16 protein-coding genes are annotated in these 18,397 nt (G+C 45.0%); 10 read left to right on the plus strand and 6 right to left on the minus strand.

Features of this window, described 5'->3' with window-relative positions:
- The first annotated feature begins 397 nt into the window (after nt 1-397).
- Nucleotides 398-3,286 (plus strand): hypothetical protein, encoded by a 2,889-nt coding sequence (locus tag AC5ZC7_RS18200; protein ID WP_496157479.1) that lies wholly within the window; start codon nt 398-400, stop codon nt 3,284-3,286.
- Between the two features lie 62 nt (nt 3,287-3,348).
- Here AC5ZC7_RS18200 and AC5ZC7_RS18205 read toward each other — a convergent pair whose 3' ends face one another.
- Complete coding sequence (locus AC5ZC7_RS18205; protein ID WP_496157478.1) at nt 3,349-4,320, minus strand: 3-keto-alpha-glucoside-1,2-lyase-like domain-containing protein; 972 nt, start codon at nt 4,318-4,320, stop codon at nt 3,349-3,351.
- A 293-nt stretch (nt 4,321-4,613) separates the two neighbouring features.
- Between AC5ZC7_RS18205 and AC5ZC7_RS18210 the strand changes: the two genes are divergently transcribed.
- The 3 genes from AC5ZC7_RS18210 to AC5ZC7_RS18220 all read left to right on the plus strand — a co-directional run bounded on the left by AC5ZC7_RS18210 (nt 4,614) and on the right by AC5ZC7_RS18220 (nt 8,988).
- Entirely contained in the window at nt 4,614-6,614 is a 2,001-nt protein-coding gene (locus AC5ZC7_RS18210) for a TonB-dependent receptor domain-containing protein (RefSeq protein WP_496157477.1), read from the plus strand.
- Nucleotides 6,615-6,625: 11 nt separating this feature from the next.
- On the plus strand, nt 6,626-7,624 hold the full coding sequence (locus AC5ZC7_RS18215; RefSeq protein ID WP_496157476.1) for an AAA family ATPase: 999 nt from the start codon (nt 6,626-6,628) through the stop codon (nt 7,622-7,624).
- A 92-nt stretch (nt 7,625-7,716) separates the two neighbouring features.
- Nucleotides 7,717-8,988 carry an LVIVD repeat-containing protein gene (locus AC5ZC7_RS18220; RefSeq protein WP_496157475.1) on the plus strand — a complete coding sequence of 424 codons (1,272 nt, stop codon included), beginning with the start codon at nt 7,717-7,719 and terminating at the stop codon, nt 8,986-8,988.
- Between the two features lie 57 nt (nt 8,989-9,045).
- Here the strand turns inward: AC5ZC7_RS18220 and AC5ZC7_RS18225 are convergent, their stop codons facing one another.
- A complete protein-coding gene (locus AC5ZC7_RS18225; protein WP_496157474.1) occupies nt 9,046-9,882 on the minus strand; it encodes an oxidoreductase in 837 nt (278 codons plus the stop codon).
- Nucleotides 9,883-9,995: 113 nt separating this feature from the next.
- Here AC5ZC7_RS18225 and AC5ZC7_RS18230 point away from each other — a divergent pair, with 113 nt between their 5' ends.
- The 3 genes from AC5ZC7_RS18230 to AC5ZC7_RS18240 all read left to right on the plus strand — a co-directional run bounded on the left by AC5ZC7_RS18230 (nt 9,996) and on the right by AC5ZC7_RS18240 (nt 12,398).
- Nucleotides 9,996-10,388 carry a hypothetical protein gene (locus AC5ZC7_RS18230; protein WP_496157473.1) on the plus strand — a complete coding sequence of 131 codons (393 nt, stop codon included), beginning with the start codon at nt 9,996-9,998 and terminating at the stop codon, nt 10,386-10,388.
- A 194-nt stretch (nt 10,389-10,582) separates the two neighbouring features.
- The gene (locus AC5ZC7_RS18235; protein ID WP_496157472.1) at nt 10,583-11,371 is read left to right on the plus strand and encodes a helix-turn-helix domain-containing protein; all 789 of its coding nucleotides are present in this window, start codon (nt 10,583-10,585) and stop codon (nt 11,369-11,371) included.
- Between the two features lie 64 nt (nt 11,372-11,435).
- The gene (locus tag AC5ZC7_RS18240; RefSeq protein ID WP_496157471.1) at nt 11,436-12,398 is read left to right on the plus strand and encodes a S41 family peptidase; all 963 of its coding nucleotides are present in this window, start codon (nt 11,436-11,438) and stop codon (nt 12,396-12,398) included.
- Nucleotides 12,399-12,440: 42 nt separating this feature from the next.
- Here AC5ZC7_RS18240 and AC5ZC7_RS18245 read toward each other — a convergent pair whose 3' ends face one another.
- Together AC5ZC7_RS18245 and AC5ZC7_RS18250 are read right to left on the minus strand one after the other, a co-directional pair.
- Nucleotides 12,441-12,803, minus strand: coding sequence for a hypothetical protein (locus AC5ZC7_RS18245; RefSeq protein ID WP_496157470.1), 363 nt, complete (start codon nt 12,801-12,803; stop codon nt 12,441-12,443).
- Nucleotides 12,804-12,811: 8 nt separating this feature from the next.
- A complete protein-coding gene (locus tag AC5ZC7_RS18250; protein ID WP_496157469.1) occupies nt 12,812-13,750 on the minus strand; it encodes a hypothetical protein in 939 nt (312 codons plus the stop codon).
- Nucleotides 13,751-14,243: 493 nt separating this feature from the next.
- On the opposite strand from AC5ZC7_RS18250, the gene AC5ZC7_RS18255 reads away from it, so the two are divergent.
- Nucleotides 14,244-15,548 carry a DUF1963 domain-containing protein gene (locus tag AC5ZC7_RS18255; protein ID WP_496157468.1) on the plus strand — a complete coding sequence of 435 codons (1,305 nt, stop codon included), beginning with the start codon at nt 14,244-14,246 and terminating at the stop codon, nt 15,546-15,548.
- Here AC5ZC7_RS18255 and AC5ZC7_RS18260 read toward each other — a convergent pair whose 3' ends face one another.
- Both AC5ZC7_RS18260 and AC5ZC7_RS18265 read right to left on the minus strand, forming a co-directional pair.
- Complete coding sequence (locus AC5ZC7_RS18260; protein WP_496157467.1) at nt 15,549-15,956, minus strand: L-rhamnose mutarotase; 408 nt, start codon at nt 15,954-15,956, stop codon at nt 15,549-15,551. It abuts the gene before it with no gap.
- 426 nt (nt 15,957-16,382) lie between these two features.
- Entirely contained in the window at nt 16,383-17,135 is a 753-nt protein-coding gene (locus tag AC5ZC7_RS18265) for an SDR family oxidoreductase (protein ID WP_496157466.1), read from the minus strand.
- A 148-nt stretch (nt 17,136-17,283) separates the two neighbouring features.
- Between AC5ZC7_RS18265 and AC5ZC7_RS18270 the strand changes: the two genes are divergently transcribed.
- Entirely contained in the window at nt 17,284-17,661 is a 378-nt protein-coding gene (locus tag AC5ZC7_RS18270; protein WP_496157465.1) for a winged helix-turn-helix transcriptional regulator, read from the plus strand.
- A 16-nt stretch (nt 17,662-17,677) separates the two neighbouring features.
- On the plus strand, nt 17,678-18,361 hold the full coding sequence (locus tag AC5ZC7_RS18275) for a hypothetical protein (RefSeq protein WP_496157464.1): 684 nt from the start codon (nt 17,678-17,680) through the stop codon (nt 18,359-18,361).
- Nucleotides 18,362-18,397: the final 36 nt, after the last annotated feature.

Consider the following 18,397-nt stretch of genomic DNA (forward strand, 5'->3'; position numbering starts at 1 on the left):
CAATTGGGGTAATGGGGTTCTCTTAACAGGAATTAAGGTAATAAAAAGAGGAGTCCTTATAAAGCGTCAATTATCAGATGGTGGTAATCCCATCATGAATGGCGGTAATTATTATCAGGATGGCACAAACAAATTTGTGGTATAGTAAAATATTCCTATATTGCTGAAAGACATTAAAATAACCGTTAAATCCCCTAAAGCTGTTGATTGTTGATATCTCAAAAAAGTAATCTCTATTCGTTAAGGTATACGTGAGGCGCAGTGCGACTGCCGCCGTTATTGTCGGGCATTTACATATAAAGTTCTTATCTGTCTGGACTGGAAAGTGTTATTCCTGTATTCCTGTGAGCAAGCCTGGCCGGGTTGATATATTCCTATAACCACTATAATCAATCAAATGAAAAAAATTTACTTTCTTTTCTTACTGCTAGGGACATTTATGGCCAGCTATGCACAAACCCCTGCAGATAGTATTTTGAAACTCCGGAATGCTTATGAAATTTCAAAGGTGATCAGCGATCAAAATTTCATGATCGACAAGTTAACACCTGAGCAGCAGGGAAAAATGCTCGCTGCTATTTTCTGGTATGCAGATGCGCAAGACGAAAGTAGCACAGCCGATAAAGTCAAACTCCTCACAGAGAAGCTGAGGTATTACCCGAAGCTTAAAGAGTTTGTGAATCAATTACTGTTTAAAAATGTAACCGTTGACTCCCTCATTTCCGACAGGGTTGATATAAACACAAGGCGAATCAGCGACAATTTGAAGAGACAAATAAAGAAGATAAAATCTGATTATGTCGGGCTGGACATTGTCTATAAAAACAATAAGAAACAATATAATGCAGACACACTCCAACTAGGCAATCTGATTACCCGGCGGCCGGTTATCAGAGACAAAACTGCGTATATCAGCAGGATTGACACACTCTTAAATAACAGTCTTCTGCTCAAGGACAGTAATACGATAAGATCCGCATTAGAAGGAGAAAAAAACAAGTTGAATGGCGCTCCAGACTCGTCAACGATGATGTATACATATGCCGATTCCCTGTTTGAAAAAAAATTCCGTATCCAGATAAGCAACCTTGACAGTATCATCACTAGTCAAAAGAGCCGGATTCTTACATTTAAAGATAGTGTTTACCAATATTTGGAAACCAACAAAGATTCACTGGCAGATTATTTGCGGGCGATTTCACCATTGAACAATCCCCAAAACTACGTGGCGGGCAATAATATAAGACAGGCAATAGAATCCAGTCAAACTACGCAGGAAGAAATGCAGAGGATCATTTACGAGGCTACCAGCGGTGGCAGTGCTTCTTTCCGGTTACCCAGTGAGTCTGAAATGATTGACGCCTTAGCCATCTATATTGCCCGGCGGGTAAAGCAGGAAGGGGTCATGTGGTTTTTTGAGACTATGACAAAAAATGCCAAACGATATGAACTGATTCGTACTTTTTTCCCCAATACAATTGCCACATTAAACAGTCGGGAAACTTATGAAGTACCCAATATGGGCGCGCAATGGCAATATGCATTATCGAAAGATTTTGTAACGATGCCCGCCAATGTATTTTCCAGCGCCTGGTTCAAACTTCATTTCCCTAAAACAGAGAAGTACCAGACTTTTATTTCCGGCACTGTTTCCATCGCTGATTTGCTGAGTAAACGCTATGCATTCAGGGATATGATTAAAGAATTGTACCTGCAGGACTATAATCATGACAGTAACGACCTTCAGTTCCATGACCTGGTGAGTGTATTGTATGCCGTTAACAGTGAATTATTTGTATTGGATACCGGGAATAATTACCGCTTGCTGAAATATGAAGACTATAGGTTTATGAGCAGGGATCAGTTGAGTGTGATGATCAGTTTAATGGATATGAAATACGACAACGCATTCCGGCGTGTTTTATCTTTTAATAACAACACCATTGATATAAAAGCCAAAGAATATAGCGATAAAATACGCATTCTGTTTGGGAAGATTTCATCTACTATTGACCAGATTGATAAGACAAGGCTGGACTTTCAAAAGAAACAGGAACAGTTGGATAAAAGCAATGAAAAGGATTGGAAATACAGTGTTTACAATGTATATACCACGTTAAATCAATTATTCTCCCTGTTCTCTGAAACGACCGTTGCTTCTCCGCAGGTAATAGCTGCTCAAAAAGCATTGAAGACAACCAGTGATGTATATGAAATCTATAACCTGATCAGCAAGAAAAATTTTTCCGGTGCCGTACAGAATATGATTGGCTTACTGGACTCCCTTTTCTATGGCAATAATGCAGGTGTGACTGGCGCCTATACTATTAGTAGCAGTACATTAAACACATTGGCTACATCGCCTCAAAAAATCAATAGCGAAATACTAAAAACTGTTAACCGGAATGCCGACTCCCTGAGGAGGCATATCCATCATAAAGATTCTTTAGAAAGAGTACGTGCCGATACAAACATGATAGCAGCTAAGAAACGTCTGATTAGAAAAGATACTACTTTTACCAGCTCTCTTGGGGTTACGGTTCAACTCGCAGATAGCAGTATTTCTTTTAAAAAGACCAGTCAAATGGCAGCTCTGGTATTTGCCAATGATCGCGAAGCCATTCAGTTGATACGCCGGCTCGCAGCATTTCTAAATGACGCAGCGTTGGCGCAGAGCGATCAGCAACTATCAAAAGTAGTAGAATCCTATGCGCTTCCTCCAGGATCTTATAAACGGAAACGGGGCAATTGGTATTCAGTTGATCTAAATGCATTTGTTGGCATATACGGGGGCTATGAGAGCCTCGGAAAGCAACCAAAGCCCGATGGATGGGTATATGGTTTAAGTGTGCCAATCGGGCTTTCTTACAGCAAAACATTCGGAAGAAAACTGGGATCGGGAGATACACTTACAATAGACGAAATTCTTAATCCCGGAAAAGTAAAAAGGCTGGGCAAGCGAATTTACCGGAGAAGAGCACTTACAGCTACCGTTACCGCCAGTATTATAGATATTGGTGCGGTGGTATCGTATAGAATGGGAGGTACACAAGATTCTACCTTACCACAACAGGTAAAATGGTCGCAGGTGATTAGTCCGGGCCTGAGCCTGGCGATATCTATTCCTGGCACACCACTGGTGGGAATGGGGGGCGTCCAATACACCCCACAGTTGAGAAGCTTCGATAAGAGTGATAAACAATACAATGCCTTCAGGATTTACCTGGCCTGTATGTTGGACCTTCCACTGGCGAATCTCTGGGAAAAAAGAAGAATCGCACGATAGTAAATGTAAAGAGCGGCTGTATCTCAAAATGATACAGCCGCTCTTCCAATATATTTCACTTTTTATTTTGCAGGCGTAATAGTAATGCTGCGGAACTCAATCGGTCCGTGGTCACCCTGGAAATAAATCGGTCCGGGTGTATCTTCCTTGCTATCCAGTGCACCGCCGGTGATACCTGGAATTTCCTGTGCACAGATAATGGTTTTTCCATTAGCCACTACCGTTACCAGTCGCCCTACCAGGGTAATATCGAATGTTTGCCATTCGCCCGGGTTGCCTACTGCCATTTGGTTAGGTACGAGGAAACCATATATACCACCAAACAGATGGCTGTTAGGCGCATCGGTTTTAGGATTATCAATGATCTGTGTTTCATAACGTCCTCTCAGGTATACGCCACTGTTGCTACCTTTCTGATAACGGAATTCCACGTGCAGTTTGAAATCTTTAAAAGTTTGTTCAGAGATCAGGTTAGATCCTGAATGTGGACTGCTGAGGATACCATCTTTCACTACCCATTGGTTAGCACCTAATGCTTTCCAGCCAGTCAGGTCTTTTCCGTTGAATAATTTAATGGGCTTGCCCCATGCTGGTGTAGCGTTACCTTTCATTTCAGGCGCTTTTACACCCGTGAATGAATAAGTATGCCCATCGGAAGTATTGATGGTACCGCTGATGCCGGTGCCGGTAACATTACCTTCCAGGGTCAGATCGCGATCTTCAGATTCCCATTGTGGAGGAATCGCAAAGCTGAATTTGCCATTATCGAAGTTTACTTTGGATATTGGTCTTGCACTTCCGCCGGTGCTTACAAAGCGTCCTACCAGCGTACGGAAACCGGAAAGTTCCACTTCCAGCCAGGATGGTCTTTCTGTTCCATTTTCATTCACGGTAATATCCCAACGTCCTATCAGCGAGCCACCCTTCACTGTTTCCGTTTTAATGGCGGATACCTGGGCCGCTACCTGGGAAGTACTCACCAACCCCAGTCCCATACAGCATACCAGACCAGCGATAATACATTTCTTATTCATGTCCATGTTCGTGTTTGATGAAGAAAGCTATAAAGATAAATATTTGAGGCAGGTTTTAAAATGCTTGGCCAGGTTTATTTCCCCAAAGCACATTATTTCAACATAACACAAAAGTGTTAGCAACAGTATACAGGAAGGTTATATATTTGTGTACAAAATACAATAATTATTATTTCCTGTTAAATAGGCCACAGCAACAGCTTTTAGCCATTAGCTTTTAGCTATTAGCCGTTGGCTAAGGCAGGGAAGATCGACATTTACCTATAGCTAATAGCTATCATTAGTACACCGATATGAAGAAATATTTTACAGCCACTGCTGTATCCCTGTTGTTTTGTTTGTTAGCCCAGGCACAGGACACTTTAACACCGCACAAAGACAGCACCCGCCATTTGGAGGAGATCGTTATTAATTACCGCGCCACTCCCACTACCCCCGTAACATTTTTGAACATCGACAAAAAAACGCTACAGGAAAAGAATATCGGGCAGGAACCCTCATTCCTCTTGTCTGAAACCCCGGCTATTACCGTATATTCAGATGCCGGCAACCAACAGGGCTATTCTTATTACCGCTTACGCGGCATGGACCAAACCAGGATCAACACTACCCTGGATGGCATGCCATTGAATGAGCCGGAAGACCAGGGCGCCTATTTTTCCAATTATCCCGACCTCCTGAATTCCGTTAGCCGCATACAACTACAACGGGGCGTAGGCACTTCAAAAAATGGCGCCGCCAGCTATGCCGGCAGTGTACAACTGTTTTCACCCAACCTTAGCGATACCGCGTCGCATACGTTGGGCATTGGCTACGGTTCCTACAACAGCTTCCGGGCGTTCGGCGAATACAACAGCGGCATCAAAAACAGGAAAGCCTTATATGTGCGGGCCTCGGAAGTATACACCGATGGATATAAACGCCACGCATTTAATAATTCCCAATCCGTTTTTATCAGCGGCGGCTTATTCTATAACAAAAGTACCTGGAAGCTCAACGTCATGGCCGGACATCAGCAAAACGGGCTGGCATGGCTCCCGGTAGCTGATTCTTTGATCGCGAAAGACCCACGCAGCAACGCTAATACGAAAGCAGAAAAAGACGAATTCTTCCAGGGACTGGTACAATTACAGCACAACTGGCAGCCCGGCATTCATAGTACGCTTACCTCCAGTGTTTATTACACCTATCTCAAAGGAGGGTACGATTTTGATGTTAATAATTTTTTGGGAGAAGCCACTGCCGCCCCCCTGTTTAACTACGGTTTCCGCTCCCATTTCACCGGCTTTTTCAGCAATTATACGCTGCAGTATGATCGCTTCAGATGGACCAGCGGCGTACATGGCAACATATACAACCGGCAACATACCGGCACGGAGCAATCGGCTACCATCTATCAAAACAAGGGCTTTAAAAATGAAGTCAGCGGGTTCAGTAAAATAGAATATTACCTGCACCAGTTTTCCTTTTATGCCGACCTGCAATACCGTTATGCTACCTTTAACTATAAAGGTAGCGTAGCATTTGAACCCATCCATTGGCATTTTATTAATCCTAAAGCAGGGATCAATTTTGCTATCAACCGGCAAACAAATATTTACTACAGCCTTGGCCGAACCGGCCGGGAACCTACGCGGAATGATATCTTCGGTGGTAATGATGATCTTCCGGCAGATAGTATTGGCAAACCCGTTATCGTTAATCACGATCCGGAATGGGTACTCGATCATGAGCTGGGCATACGGTGGCAACGTGAACGGCTAAACGTACAACTGAATGCCTACTACATGGATTTTAAAAATGAAATTGTACTCAACGGCCAACTGGGGCCCAATGGATTATTGCTCACCAATAAAGTGAATAAGAGTTTCAGAACCGGGCTGGAACTAACTGCCAGCTACCAGTTACACCAGGCTTTCCGCTTTACCAACAATACTTCGTTTAACTACAGCCGGATAAAAGAAGCCTCCACTACTATCCATCCGGTGTTAACACCCGCGCTGATCATTAACCAGGATGCGGCGTATTATCACGGACGCTGGCTGCTGGGCGTAACAGGCAGGTATCAAAGCTCCTCTTACATTGACTTTGCCAATACCGCCACTATTAAAGGTTACCTGTTGGCAAACGCCCGGTTACAGTATAGCCTTTCCCGTTATACCGTTTCTTTGTTTGTCAATAACCTCACCAACGTTCGTTATTACAACAATGGCAGTGTAGCAATGGATGGAACCCGGAAATACTTTGTATCTGCCCCGCGGAATATTTATGTCGCTTTTAAATATAGTTTTTAGTAAACTCGTGTATGACGAAAGCATTTGTGTTTGGAAAGTTTATGCCTTTTCACAAAGGTCATGAGGCAATGATCAACTTTGCGTTATCGCAATGTGATTTTTTAACGGTACTGATTTGCTGCAGTACGCAGGAGCGATTACCCGCAGCAGTACGGAAAGGCTGGCTGGGAACCACCTTCCGGGATATCTCCCGGATAGACATTCGTACTTACGTATATGACGAAACCCTGCTGCCAAATACTTCCGAAACATCTGCCGCAGTATCGGAAGTATGGGCCGCACAATTTAAACAGTTGTTACCTGATCATCAGCTGGTGATCACCTCTGAACCCTATGGCGACCTGGTAGCCGGATTTATGGGCATACGTCATATCCCGTTTAACCCGGAGAGAAATTTATACCCGGTATCTGCCAGCAACGTGCGTACGGATTTACCCGGTGCATGGGCGTTGCTGCCCGATGCGGTGAAATCAACCCTGGTGACCAAGGTAGTATTATTAGGCACGGAATCCACCGGGAAAACAACCTTAACAGAAAGACTGGCGCATCATTTCAATGCCAGCGCCGTGATGGAAGCAGGGCGGGATATTGTGGCCGATTCCAACGATTTTGGCATCCGGGACCTGTACCTGATCGCCTCCACGCACGCAGCCCGCATCCGTCAAATGGAAACCGGCAGCAGTCCGTTGGTGATCATTGATACGGATATCCATATTACTTTGTCGTATGGCGCTTATGCCTTTGGAGAAATACTGGATATCGACGAGGGCATTTACCAGGCGAACCAGGCCGACTTATACCTATACCTCAATAATGACGTGCCTTACGTACAGGATGGTACCCGCCTCAGCGAAGAAGAAAGAAATTTACTGGATGTATCGCACCGCCGGGTGCTGGATACGCATCACCTCCAATATGAAGAAATTACGGGGAACTGGGAGGAACGATTTGAAAAATCAGTGCAGTTAATTGAACAATTACTGCAGCGAAAAAGGAGCACCTGGTGGTAGGCGGCATGCTGAAATTATCGTGATCACCAGGCAGGCATTTATCCTGTAACTTTTGTTCGGCAGGCCCGTTTAAGGGAAAACCCCCTACCCTTATGCATATTTCTACTATCATTAAATTTCCGCTGGTAGCGCTTTTGTTGTTTGCCCTGAGCGGATGTGTGAAGGATAAGTGCCGTAAGACCATTTTCACGAAAATATATACGCCCACCATGATGGCGGTGAAGGATTACGAGGCCTCTTTCAAAGCGGAGCCGCCACGGACCTTGCACGCCACGGGTAAAATCTATGTGAAGGATCAGTATATTTTTGTGAGCGAGCCAAATGCAGGTATTCATATTATAGACAACAGCCATCCTGCCACACCCGAAAACATTGCATTTATAAAAGTGATGGGAAATGTGGATATGGCTATCAAAGGTAATGTGCTGTATGCGGATAGTTACACCAGCCTGACGCTGTTTGATATCAGTAATCCCCGGCAGGCTAGCTTCCTGAAACGATATAACGATATCACACCGTATGCCTTAGACATAAACGGCATGTACGTAGGTTGGGCGCCCAACTGGAAAAAGGACAGTATTATAATAGGATACGCCAGTAAAGACACCTCTTATACCTATGACTGTGTGCCGAATGACAAAACTCCTATCTATTTTGACAGCCCATCACTAGCCAACGCTTATAACAGCGTGGCCTCCACCAACAAAGGAGGTTCCATGGCCCGCTTTACCATTGTCAGCAATTACTTGTATACGGTAAATATGTTTCAATTAAAATCATATGATATTACAGATGCCACTAACCCGGTACTCAAAAAAGAACAAACTATTAATACTGGTATAGAAACTATTTTCCCCTACGGCTCCTACCTGTTTATTGGTAGCCGTAATGCCATGTATATTTATGACATCACGCACCCTGACGCACCTACACAACGCTCTGCTGTTACGCATTTCAGGGCCTGTGACCCGGTAGTGGTAGCTGGGAACAAAGCCTACGTGACCATCCGTAGTGGTACTACCTGCGGAGGTAACGTTAACCAGTTGCAGGTATTTGATGTCAGCAATGTGGATAGCCCGGTGAAATTAAGCACGCTGGAGATGAAGAATCCTTTTGGGTTGGGTATTGACAAGGACCAGCTATTTATCTGCGAAGGGACTTATGGCCTGCGGTTCCTCGATGCCAGCGACGTAAATCATATTGTTACCAGGAAACTCCTGGAAGGCGTGGAAACTTATGATGTGATTCCATTTGAAAACCAACATCGCTTACTTGTAAGCGCCAAAGATGGTATTTATCAATACGATTATCAAAACATGAGCAGTCCGCAGCTGCTCAGCAAAATAGCGGTGCAACCGCGTTAATTTCAAACAAAAAAGGTGATCCCGATGAGATCACCTTTTTTTATGTACTGACATTATTTAAGCTTTTGTGCTGGCCGCCAGCGTTTCCCAGGTGGCCAGGTCTTTCAGCAAATTTTCGCTGTGTTGTTTAATAGCAACTACAGCGTCTTCGCCTAACTGCAAACGTAGTGGCGTATTGGTGGCCGATAATGCCTGGTCGATAGCGGCGGCAGCTTTGGCGGGATCTCCTTCCTGGGTGCCGTGCATACTTTTTGCAAAACTCCTCGTAGCTCCTACGGTGCTTTCATAGGCAGCAATTTCCGGCATATGTTTCATGGCAGCACCGGCTAATTCCGTTTTGAACTGCCCCGGTTCTACAATCATTACTTTAACACCGAGAGGTGCCATTTCAGCCGCCAGGGCTTCTGAAATGCCTTCCAATGCAAATTTGGAGGCAGAGTAGGCGCCGAAGCCCGGAAAGGATAATTGTCCACCCATACTGCTAATGTTAACGATGGCACCGGATTGCTGCTCCCGGAATAACGGCAGCAACGCCTGGGTTACATTCACCGCACCAAAGAAGTTGGTATCCATTAATGCCCGTAACTCTGCTTCCGGGGTTTCTTCCACGCCGCCTACAATGCCATAGCCGGCATTGTTAATGAGTACGTCTACGCGGCCAAAGCGGGCCTTCACCGCCTGAACGGCTGCGGTAATTTCATCGTTACTGTTAACATCCATCCGGATGGCTTCCACCTGGTCTGGTGCTAACTTTTTAATGTCTTCCAGTTTGTCGGTACGCCTGGCGGTAACCACTACCTGGTATCCCTGTTGGATCGCATATTCTGCAAATGATTTTCCAAAGCCCCCGGATGCCCCGGTGATGAACCATACTTTTTTCTCCTGGTTTTTCATAGTGATTTGTGCTGCTTTTAACTGACTTTTTTGCTATGTGATAGTTACTGTGAAAATAATAATAATCTGACACCTGAACCCGTTATATTTGTTAGGTTAATCTATTTACTCCTATGTTAAAAGGCATTGTACTGAAAACTGTTCTGTCTACGCTGATCTGCAGTAGCGTGATCTCCCTGTTGTGGCTACAGGTGGTAGTGGTGCCGAATCAAAGAACAGACTTTTATGGACTGGCGCATGTCATGACAATATTCTGCTGTTGCTGCCTGGCCGTGTCCACCCTGACTATTTTCTTCAACCGGCTACCCATGGTAAGAACCCATCCCCTGTTATCCGGGTTGTCCTTTTTCCTGTTGCCTGCCATCATCGCCGGGATACTTGGCTACTATATCTTTGAGGGAGGAGAAGTGGGACTGTTACTGGTGATGCTGGTATCTTTTTTTACGCCGCTGGCATATTATTTTATCCAATACCGGAAACAGTTGGGCGAGGCTGAAGCGGTGTGACATCACCTGCGGATAAACCCATTACCGCCGCGTTATCTATCTCCGGAAACAAAAAATAAACACAAACAATACCAATTGGTATATTTTTATTTAATTTTGTACGGCTGATCACATCCTACCTATTCTGAGGCATTAGAGGATGCATACCTGATCGCTACAGGGCAAGGCGCTATCAATATATAAACAAGGTACACATGCGCAGATTGAAGGAAGGACATTTTCTAGGTGTTGCCAGCCAAACATTTCAACAGGATGGTATTATAGTGAGTCAAACCCGCTATCAGACCCCTGTGTTCCAGGGTTGGCATTGTCATGAGCACCACCATCTTTCCCTCCTGCTGGCCGGTGGCAACCGGGAACAACGATCCCGTAAAGAACAGGAAGTCAGCGCCGGCCACCTGCTTTACTATTATAGCGGCGAGCGGCACAAAAACAGCCATACCCAATATCCCTCCAAAAATATCAATATCGAAATACCGGAAACTTTCCTGGCGCAACATGGATTGCAATTCAGTACGCTGGAAAAGTTTCCTGCCCAACAGGCACAGATGAAATATGCGATGCTGCAAATATACCGGGAATGTATGCTGGCAGATCAACTGCTGCCCACTACCCTTCCCGCGCTGCTCCTGCCTGTTTTCACGGTGCCGCCTGTACGAAAACAAGCCATGCCGCCCTGGCTGGCACAATTAAAAACGTTGTTGCATGACCGTTGGAGTGAAACACCCTCCTTACCGGAAATGGCCACTATACTGGGTGTGCACCCGGTAACTATTTCCCGGTATTTCCCGGTATACTTTCATTGTTCTCTGGGGGAATATATACGGAAGATAAAAATCGACCACGCCATGCAGCTCATACAAACAACAGATCATTCACTCACGGCCATTGCTTATACCTGCGGCTTCTTTGACCAGAGTCATTTCATCCGCACATTTAAACAGGTAACCGGCTTTCTTCCCCGGCAATTCCAGCAATTATAACACGCTAATTTTATACTATTTAATGGGCCGGCGCAGGGCGAACTTTACCTCCTAAATTGGAAGTATGTTTATCAGAAGATTCATTTGTATGATGAGCTGCTGCATTTCCTTAGCAGCAACCGCACAGCAGGTATTGCCAGCCAGAGAGGTGGGCAGGGCGGTGGACAGCGCCGCAGCACTGATACGGCGGCATTATGTTTTTGCAGACAAAGGAGATAACATTGCGCGTCATCTGCAGGCGCAATACCGGGCAGGAAGTTTCCGGAATGTAAGCAGCTGGAAAGCCTTTGACTCCATAGGTACTGCCATCCTGCGCAGTTTCAGCCAGGACGGACACCTGTACCTGCGATATAACCCGGAGAAAGTAAGTAAAATCCGCTCCCAGCAACAACCCAACGGGGTGGATGATTTCTTCCATAGCAAAAAATCCAGGGAACAAAATTACGGATTCCGGGAAGTACAGGTATTCAACGGCAATACCGGCTATATCCGGTTGGCGGAAATTAATATTTCGGATGAAAGTGTGCCTGTACTACAAGCCGCTATGGCCTTTGTATCGCGGACCAGTTCCCTCATCATTGACCTGCGTGATAATGGCGGCGGCGGCAGCGAAATAAAACCGGTAATGGAAAGCTATTTCGTGCCCGGTGGACGCGCCCTGCTGACCTTCCATTCCAGGACTGGTCAAACGGAAACAGACAGCAGTATTCAACTTGCGCCGGGGGTAGCTTATCCGGGCGCCTTGTACATACTGGTCAACAGAAAAACCGCTTCTGCCGCTGAAGCATTTGCCTATGTGATGCAGGCACAGCACCGGGCCAAAATTGTGGGCGAGCCTTCCGCAGGTGCAGCTAATCACAATGAATATTTTGTGGTAAATAACGAGGTATTTATCTCCATATCTGCATCTGCACCCGCACTACCGGGTACCCAACAAAGCTGGGAGGGCAACGGCGTGCAGCCGGATAAAGTAACGGCTTCCGACGAAGCGTTGAAAGAAGCACTGAAAATGATTAGCCAACAATAAGTACTATAAAAAAAATACCTCCGGGTTAGTGGAGGTATTTTTTTATTGAAGATCTTCGGGGGTGATCACCGGCTGCGTAAAATCAATGCGGCTACTGGCCGGATCTTCCTTTTCGTACATCACTACCAGGTGCTTATCCAGCTGCTCTCTCCCATATTCTACAGGTGGCGTACCTCTCCGTTCATATCTCACCCCATCTACATAATATTCCACCAATACTTTTATTCCTTTATTGGAACGTCTTATTTCAATAACGGTACCTACAGCACTGGTATGGCTGGCTCTGATCTTTTCTACGGTCCTTTCTTCCAGCCATTTCCCTGCTCCCAATGCGCCTGCAATAATGGTTGGCACCACTATTATTACCGCCAGCACGTACAGCAAAGCCTTTATATTATCCTTCATACTTTTAATTACTTCAAATGATTGAACCAGTTTAACAATTCCGTCGGGTCTAAAATACTCCATGAGTGCGGGTGCCGGCGATGATCCGGGTTCCGGTATCCTTTATCTGTAGTAGTGATCAAACGCGCTGCATTATTACCCAATAAATGCAGCTCATTAATCATGGCTGCTGCATCTACACAATTCAGGTTGGAATAATCAAATCCCCTGGCCTGCATCCACCAGTCGATGGCCGGCTCCGTGTAAATGGTAAGCGGCATATTACCCAGCAGTTTCACAGCCGATTGCGCCGGATCATCATAAGAATACGGTGAATATTTAATATAGTTTTCCCGCGCAGTAACAGGTGTACCATTCATTTTCTTTTCCAGCCGCGCGCTCATATACACCTGTTCAGGATTGACAGGCATTCCTTTTTTCAGCCGGAGATTACGTTGTGCTGCCATATAATAGCGGGCAAAATCAAGGGGAGGATCTACCGCGAAAACAGCAACTGGTTTTATTGGATAGTTATTCTTTACCGCCAGCTCTGCATACTTCACGGCGCAGGTACCTCCCATGGAAAATCCACCGAGGTAAAAATCCTTTCCGCTGAGGTGATATTCCTTTACTGTATAATCCAGCATTTGCCGAAACGATTGCTGCGTAGAGTCATCCACGGCAAATGCAGCGGTACCGGTTTCAAATACCGGGATGAACACCATCAGCCCTTTTTGCGCGGCCAGTTCCGGCAACTTCGTTTGTATCAGTACTTCTTCCGGTTCTTCAAACGCGCCGGGGATGAGGTACATAAACCCGGTGATAGCAACGGAAACCGGCGGACTTACCACCATGAACCGATTCTTCGTTTTATCTTCTTTTGAGAGGAAAACGGTGTTGGTTTGTTGCGCTTTTGTAACAGGTAGAAAGGCCAGCAAGAATGAGAAAAAAAAGATCAGGTATTTCATAGTCGTCAGCTTATTGCCTATACTTATCAGGTTCCAATTATATCCTACATATTTAGGGTAAATAAATGGATTATTCAAATAAACCGGTGACTTCCCCTCTGGCCAATATGCTTCACGTCAAAGCGGGTGTTACGCGCCAGGAAGACGTATAACACCCGCTTTTCCTTTATATTTTTATACCTCTATTGCACTACAATCAATCGCCTGTTAGGTATATCGATGCGGCGGCATCTTATTAAGCAAAAACCCTAACCGATAATGATTAGCGACTGTAAGATAGCCATGTAATATGAAATATAGAAAACGTTCCTGGTAGGTCAGGCAATCCTGCAGATGGAGTTATTTTTCGTCTTTGCACAGTCGTAACTGGCCCCCTGTACCTCCCACTGCAGTAATAACCGGGATATTCCCCTTGTGTAAACGTTAATAAAATAGTAATATTGAAAACACCCTAAAGAATAGGAACTTCCCTCATGTATTTAAAGCGCCCCAAATGGAATTAAAAGAATTTCAGCAAAATTTCGGCGGCCGGTATCCGTCGAAAGAGTTTGTATACCTGCATGCATTTCAACAGGAAATGCCCCACTACGCACAAGGATTTTACTTGCAAACCCATCATCAATCCGGATTGACAACCTGGTCAGAAGATCCACATTTTCTGCGCCAGCTGATGCCATTTGCCCGGGCGAATAGTACTGGCGCCACTTATGCCTTATGGGATGAAGGCCACGGTAAGCCCATGAATGAAATGCCGGTGGTGGTACTGGGGGGCGGGGCAGGCGGCCTGCATGTGGTAGCTGAAAATATCTTACAACTGATGCGCCTGCTGACCTACGATACGGAGATATACGCCGATCCTACCAGTGCCTGCTTCTACCGGAATGGGTCTCACAAGCCGAGTGAATCCGCCCATCACTACCGGGAATGGCTAAAGGAAAACTTCCTGCAGGACCCGGTTCACGACCCTGCTGGCATGATAGAAGGCGCACAAAAAAAGTATAAATTGCCATTTGACAACTGGCTGCAACTTTTTTTAAATGAAGGAATGGCCGATGGGATACCATTCATTAATACCTATCCAATGACAGGAAAGCATTTTGATATTATCAGTTTTACCGCAGATACCAGGCAGTATTATCCTGCTTCCATGAAAAAACAAAACTGGATGGAGGATAATCATGTGAAACATACCGAAATAACTATTGCTCCCGGGCAATCCAGGTATGGCGGCCCGGTGATTGATTTACCTCCCGGCGTTACCCTCCCGGACAACCTGCGTTTTGCAGCACAGCTGGACCTTTCCACCTTTGCCCCCTTCGATAAAACAGGCTTGCTTCCGAAAACCGGGCAGTTATTGGTCTTTTCTGATATCATTACCGATACCGGGAAAGTAATTTATGCTGATGTACCCAACGATCAGTTGGTGAGAGTTATCCGAGAACATGAAGATAATTTTTTCATGGGCGTACTGTTGGCTGACATCTATGCAGATACCGAAACCATGGAAGAACGTTTCCGTGACCCCGAAGATGAGGATGAAAAAGACGAAGCCAACGAAAAAGGGAAAATATGGGATTACTTTGCAGGCACTGATAAATCCAAGATATTCGGCATCTTCACACACTGTCAGGCCAGTGAAGAAGAAATTGCCGCCATTACTTTCTCCGATAAAATATTGCTGTTACAGGTAGGCGAAAACGGCTTCAATGATGAAGGCGTTTTCAGTGTTTTAATCGCTAAAACAGACCTGGAGAACAGGAATTTCGACCATTGCGAATTTGCCTGGGGCCAGTCCTGATTACTGGTAATGAAATACTTCTTCCATTCCTGACCAGGTTTCTCCTTTGGCAGCAGCATCCGGTAAAGGTACCTGGCAAGGTGCCGTAACCTTCCACCAGCGTTGGGTAGTGGTATCATTTTTCATGCGCTGCATATCTGCATTGAAATCGCTACCAGTGTATTCAAAATAGCTGAACAGGTACCAGTTCTCTTCTATTTTTTTTAGGTAGATGGAATAGTTACTGATATGACAGGCGCTGATCATTTTCAATACCTCCGGCCATACGGCGGCATGAAGCTGTTTATACTCTTCCATTTTTTCGGGGCGCAAACCCGTAACGGAGGCATAACGGCTTACCGGGCGGGGATTGTTGTGGCAGGAAAAAAGACCCACCAGCAGTAGGATGTATAAGGCTGTTTTCATCATGAATTTTTCATATAGTGGAATGGCTAAGGTAGCAGGTAGTTGAGGATATTATAGTGGCTACTTTGACTTTTTTCAACACGATGTTGACTATAAGCGCAGCGGGTTGGTTCACTGAACGACGCAAAAGATGCCCTGTGCTACTAAACCGGCACCCGTATCACTGTTTTTAAAGAAATAATATCCGCATGTCACGCTTTTGCATGCTTCTTAAGTATACGGCCAATCTGGCGGTAAAAACTAACCGCATAAAAAATAATTTCCAGGAATTGTATCATGATCGTCAATTAACAGGTCCAAAACAATACTTACAAGTTACTTTAAAAGGACGAGATGTGAAAGAATTACGAATTATGGATTTGTGAGGAGATTTAAGCGAATGTTATTCGCGTTTACCAGCTACTCACAAATCCGTAATTCGTAATTCTTCTAAAATGCACTGTGCTTCATCCCACCATCCACCGCTACGGTGGTGCCGGTCACGTATTTAGCGCGGGAGGAAACCAGGAAAGTAGCCATATTCGCCATATCCTGCGCTTCGCCGAAATCTCCCAGCGGAATTTGCTGCGCAGCGAACTGTCGCCGTTCTTCTTCGTTAAAGAAACGACGGATATTTTCTGTATCAATCAATCCCGGTTGCAAATTGTTAATCCGGATACCGTATTTACCTACTTCCCCTGCAAGTTGCTTGGACCAGGACACCAGCGCCGCCTTGTACACCGCAGATCCATTCATGACCCGCAATTCAAAGGTGCTGATGGTGTTTAAAATAACCCCTTGTTTCCGCGCTATAAAATGTGGCAAAAATTGCTGGGTCAGTTGCCGGTGACGTTCAAAGTCCAGTATCATGGAAGATGCCCATCCTTCGTCTGATCCAATAATATCTAAGGGGTTACTGCGACCGGCATTATTCACCAGGATATCTACCGATCCCAGCCCGGCAAAAGCCGCCGCTGCAATTTTTTCGGCGGCATCAGGTGCTACAAAATCCTGCGCAAAGGTAACAGGCGCTACGCCAGCGGCAGCTACGATCTCTTCCCTGAGCCCCTGTAGTAAATCTTCGTTTCTACCAGTAACGAATACCTTCACGCCTTCCAATGCCAATTCCTTTGCTATCGCACGACCAATACCCTGGCTACCGCCGGTAATTACTGCTGTTTTTCCTTTTAAATACAAATCCATACTTTTTATCTTGATGAGTGAACGTTAATTGAATAAATGCTTTGCGCACAAAAAAGAGCTGTTAAAAATTTCTTTGTAAAAGTAATGGGTAGCCACTAATTTTATAGGCTGTACCACCAATTGTATGGTACTTACAAATTTGTAACTAATGGCTACCAGGAAGAAAAACTCGACTTATACGCGTAATGAAGCATTCATGGTGGAATGTGATCTTACCTATGCTGTAAATAAGATCGGCGGCAGGTGGAAAATATTGATCATCAGCAAATTAGAGACGAAGAAATACCGGTTTAATGAACTGAAGAAAGAATTTCCACTGATTACGGAACGCATGCTCACGCTGCAACTGCGGGCGCTGGAACAGGATGGCCTCGTGAAACGTACTGTTTATGCCGAAGTACCTCCAAGGGTAGAATATGAACTTACGGAAATGGCGATGGCCTTCGGACCTATTTTCAAACAACTCAGCGAATGGGGTAACAAACACCGACATACGCTACCTGCTTCTACACCACTAGAAAAATAAAGGCTTTCTTATCATTATGATTTTATCAACTATCGCCACAAAATACCTGGATAAGTTAAAGCGGGACCCACATTATATTGTGAAGGATCGCCAGGAAATTATTGATTATCTCAAACAACAAAACATTGTTCCGTTTGAGCAGGTGATTGATTTTCAACGGAAGTACTCCGGGCTGGAACTAACACTTCCTGGCAATTCCGGTTCCACTTTTCATGCACGATTATTTTCTCAAAGCGACATAAAATCTAACAAGGAAGTAGATCGGATCACCATAAACGAACGATCTTATTTTTTCTGTGGGGATCACGAAACCGCACCCTTCTGGTTTGTGTTAAGCGAAACAGGAGAGATATGTACTTATAATAACCAGGATGAATCCATCAATCCCCTCTTTTCTTCTTTTCAGAAATTTATCGAGACGTACGCGCAGCAACATCTCCTGCACCAAAGTAAACTATATGAGCATCCTCCCTACTATCAATTAAAAAATATTACCGCATTAAAACAACGGGTCAGTAGCCCCGCTGAATATACGGCTGTAAATGACCATTATAATCAGTGGTATGTGGCGAATGATATGGTGATCTATCAGGGAACATGGTTCGACAGACCAATTGCATCTATACACATTTATGGCAAACGTAAAGCAGATTGCGAAAAATTTGTGCAGTCCTTAATTGCCGAAGGCATCATTGAATAATTTGCAGATAAGCCACCAGCCAAGGTATCCATCTCC

The organism is Chitinophaga sp. 9-1-y, assembly GCF_059511905.2.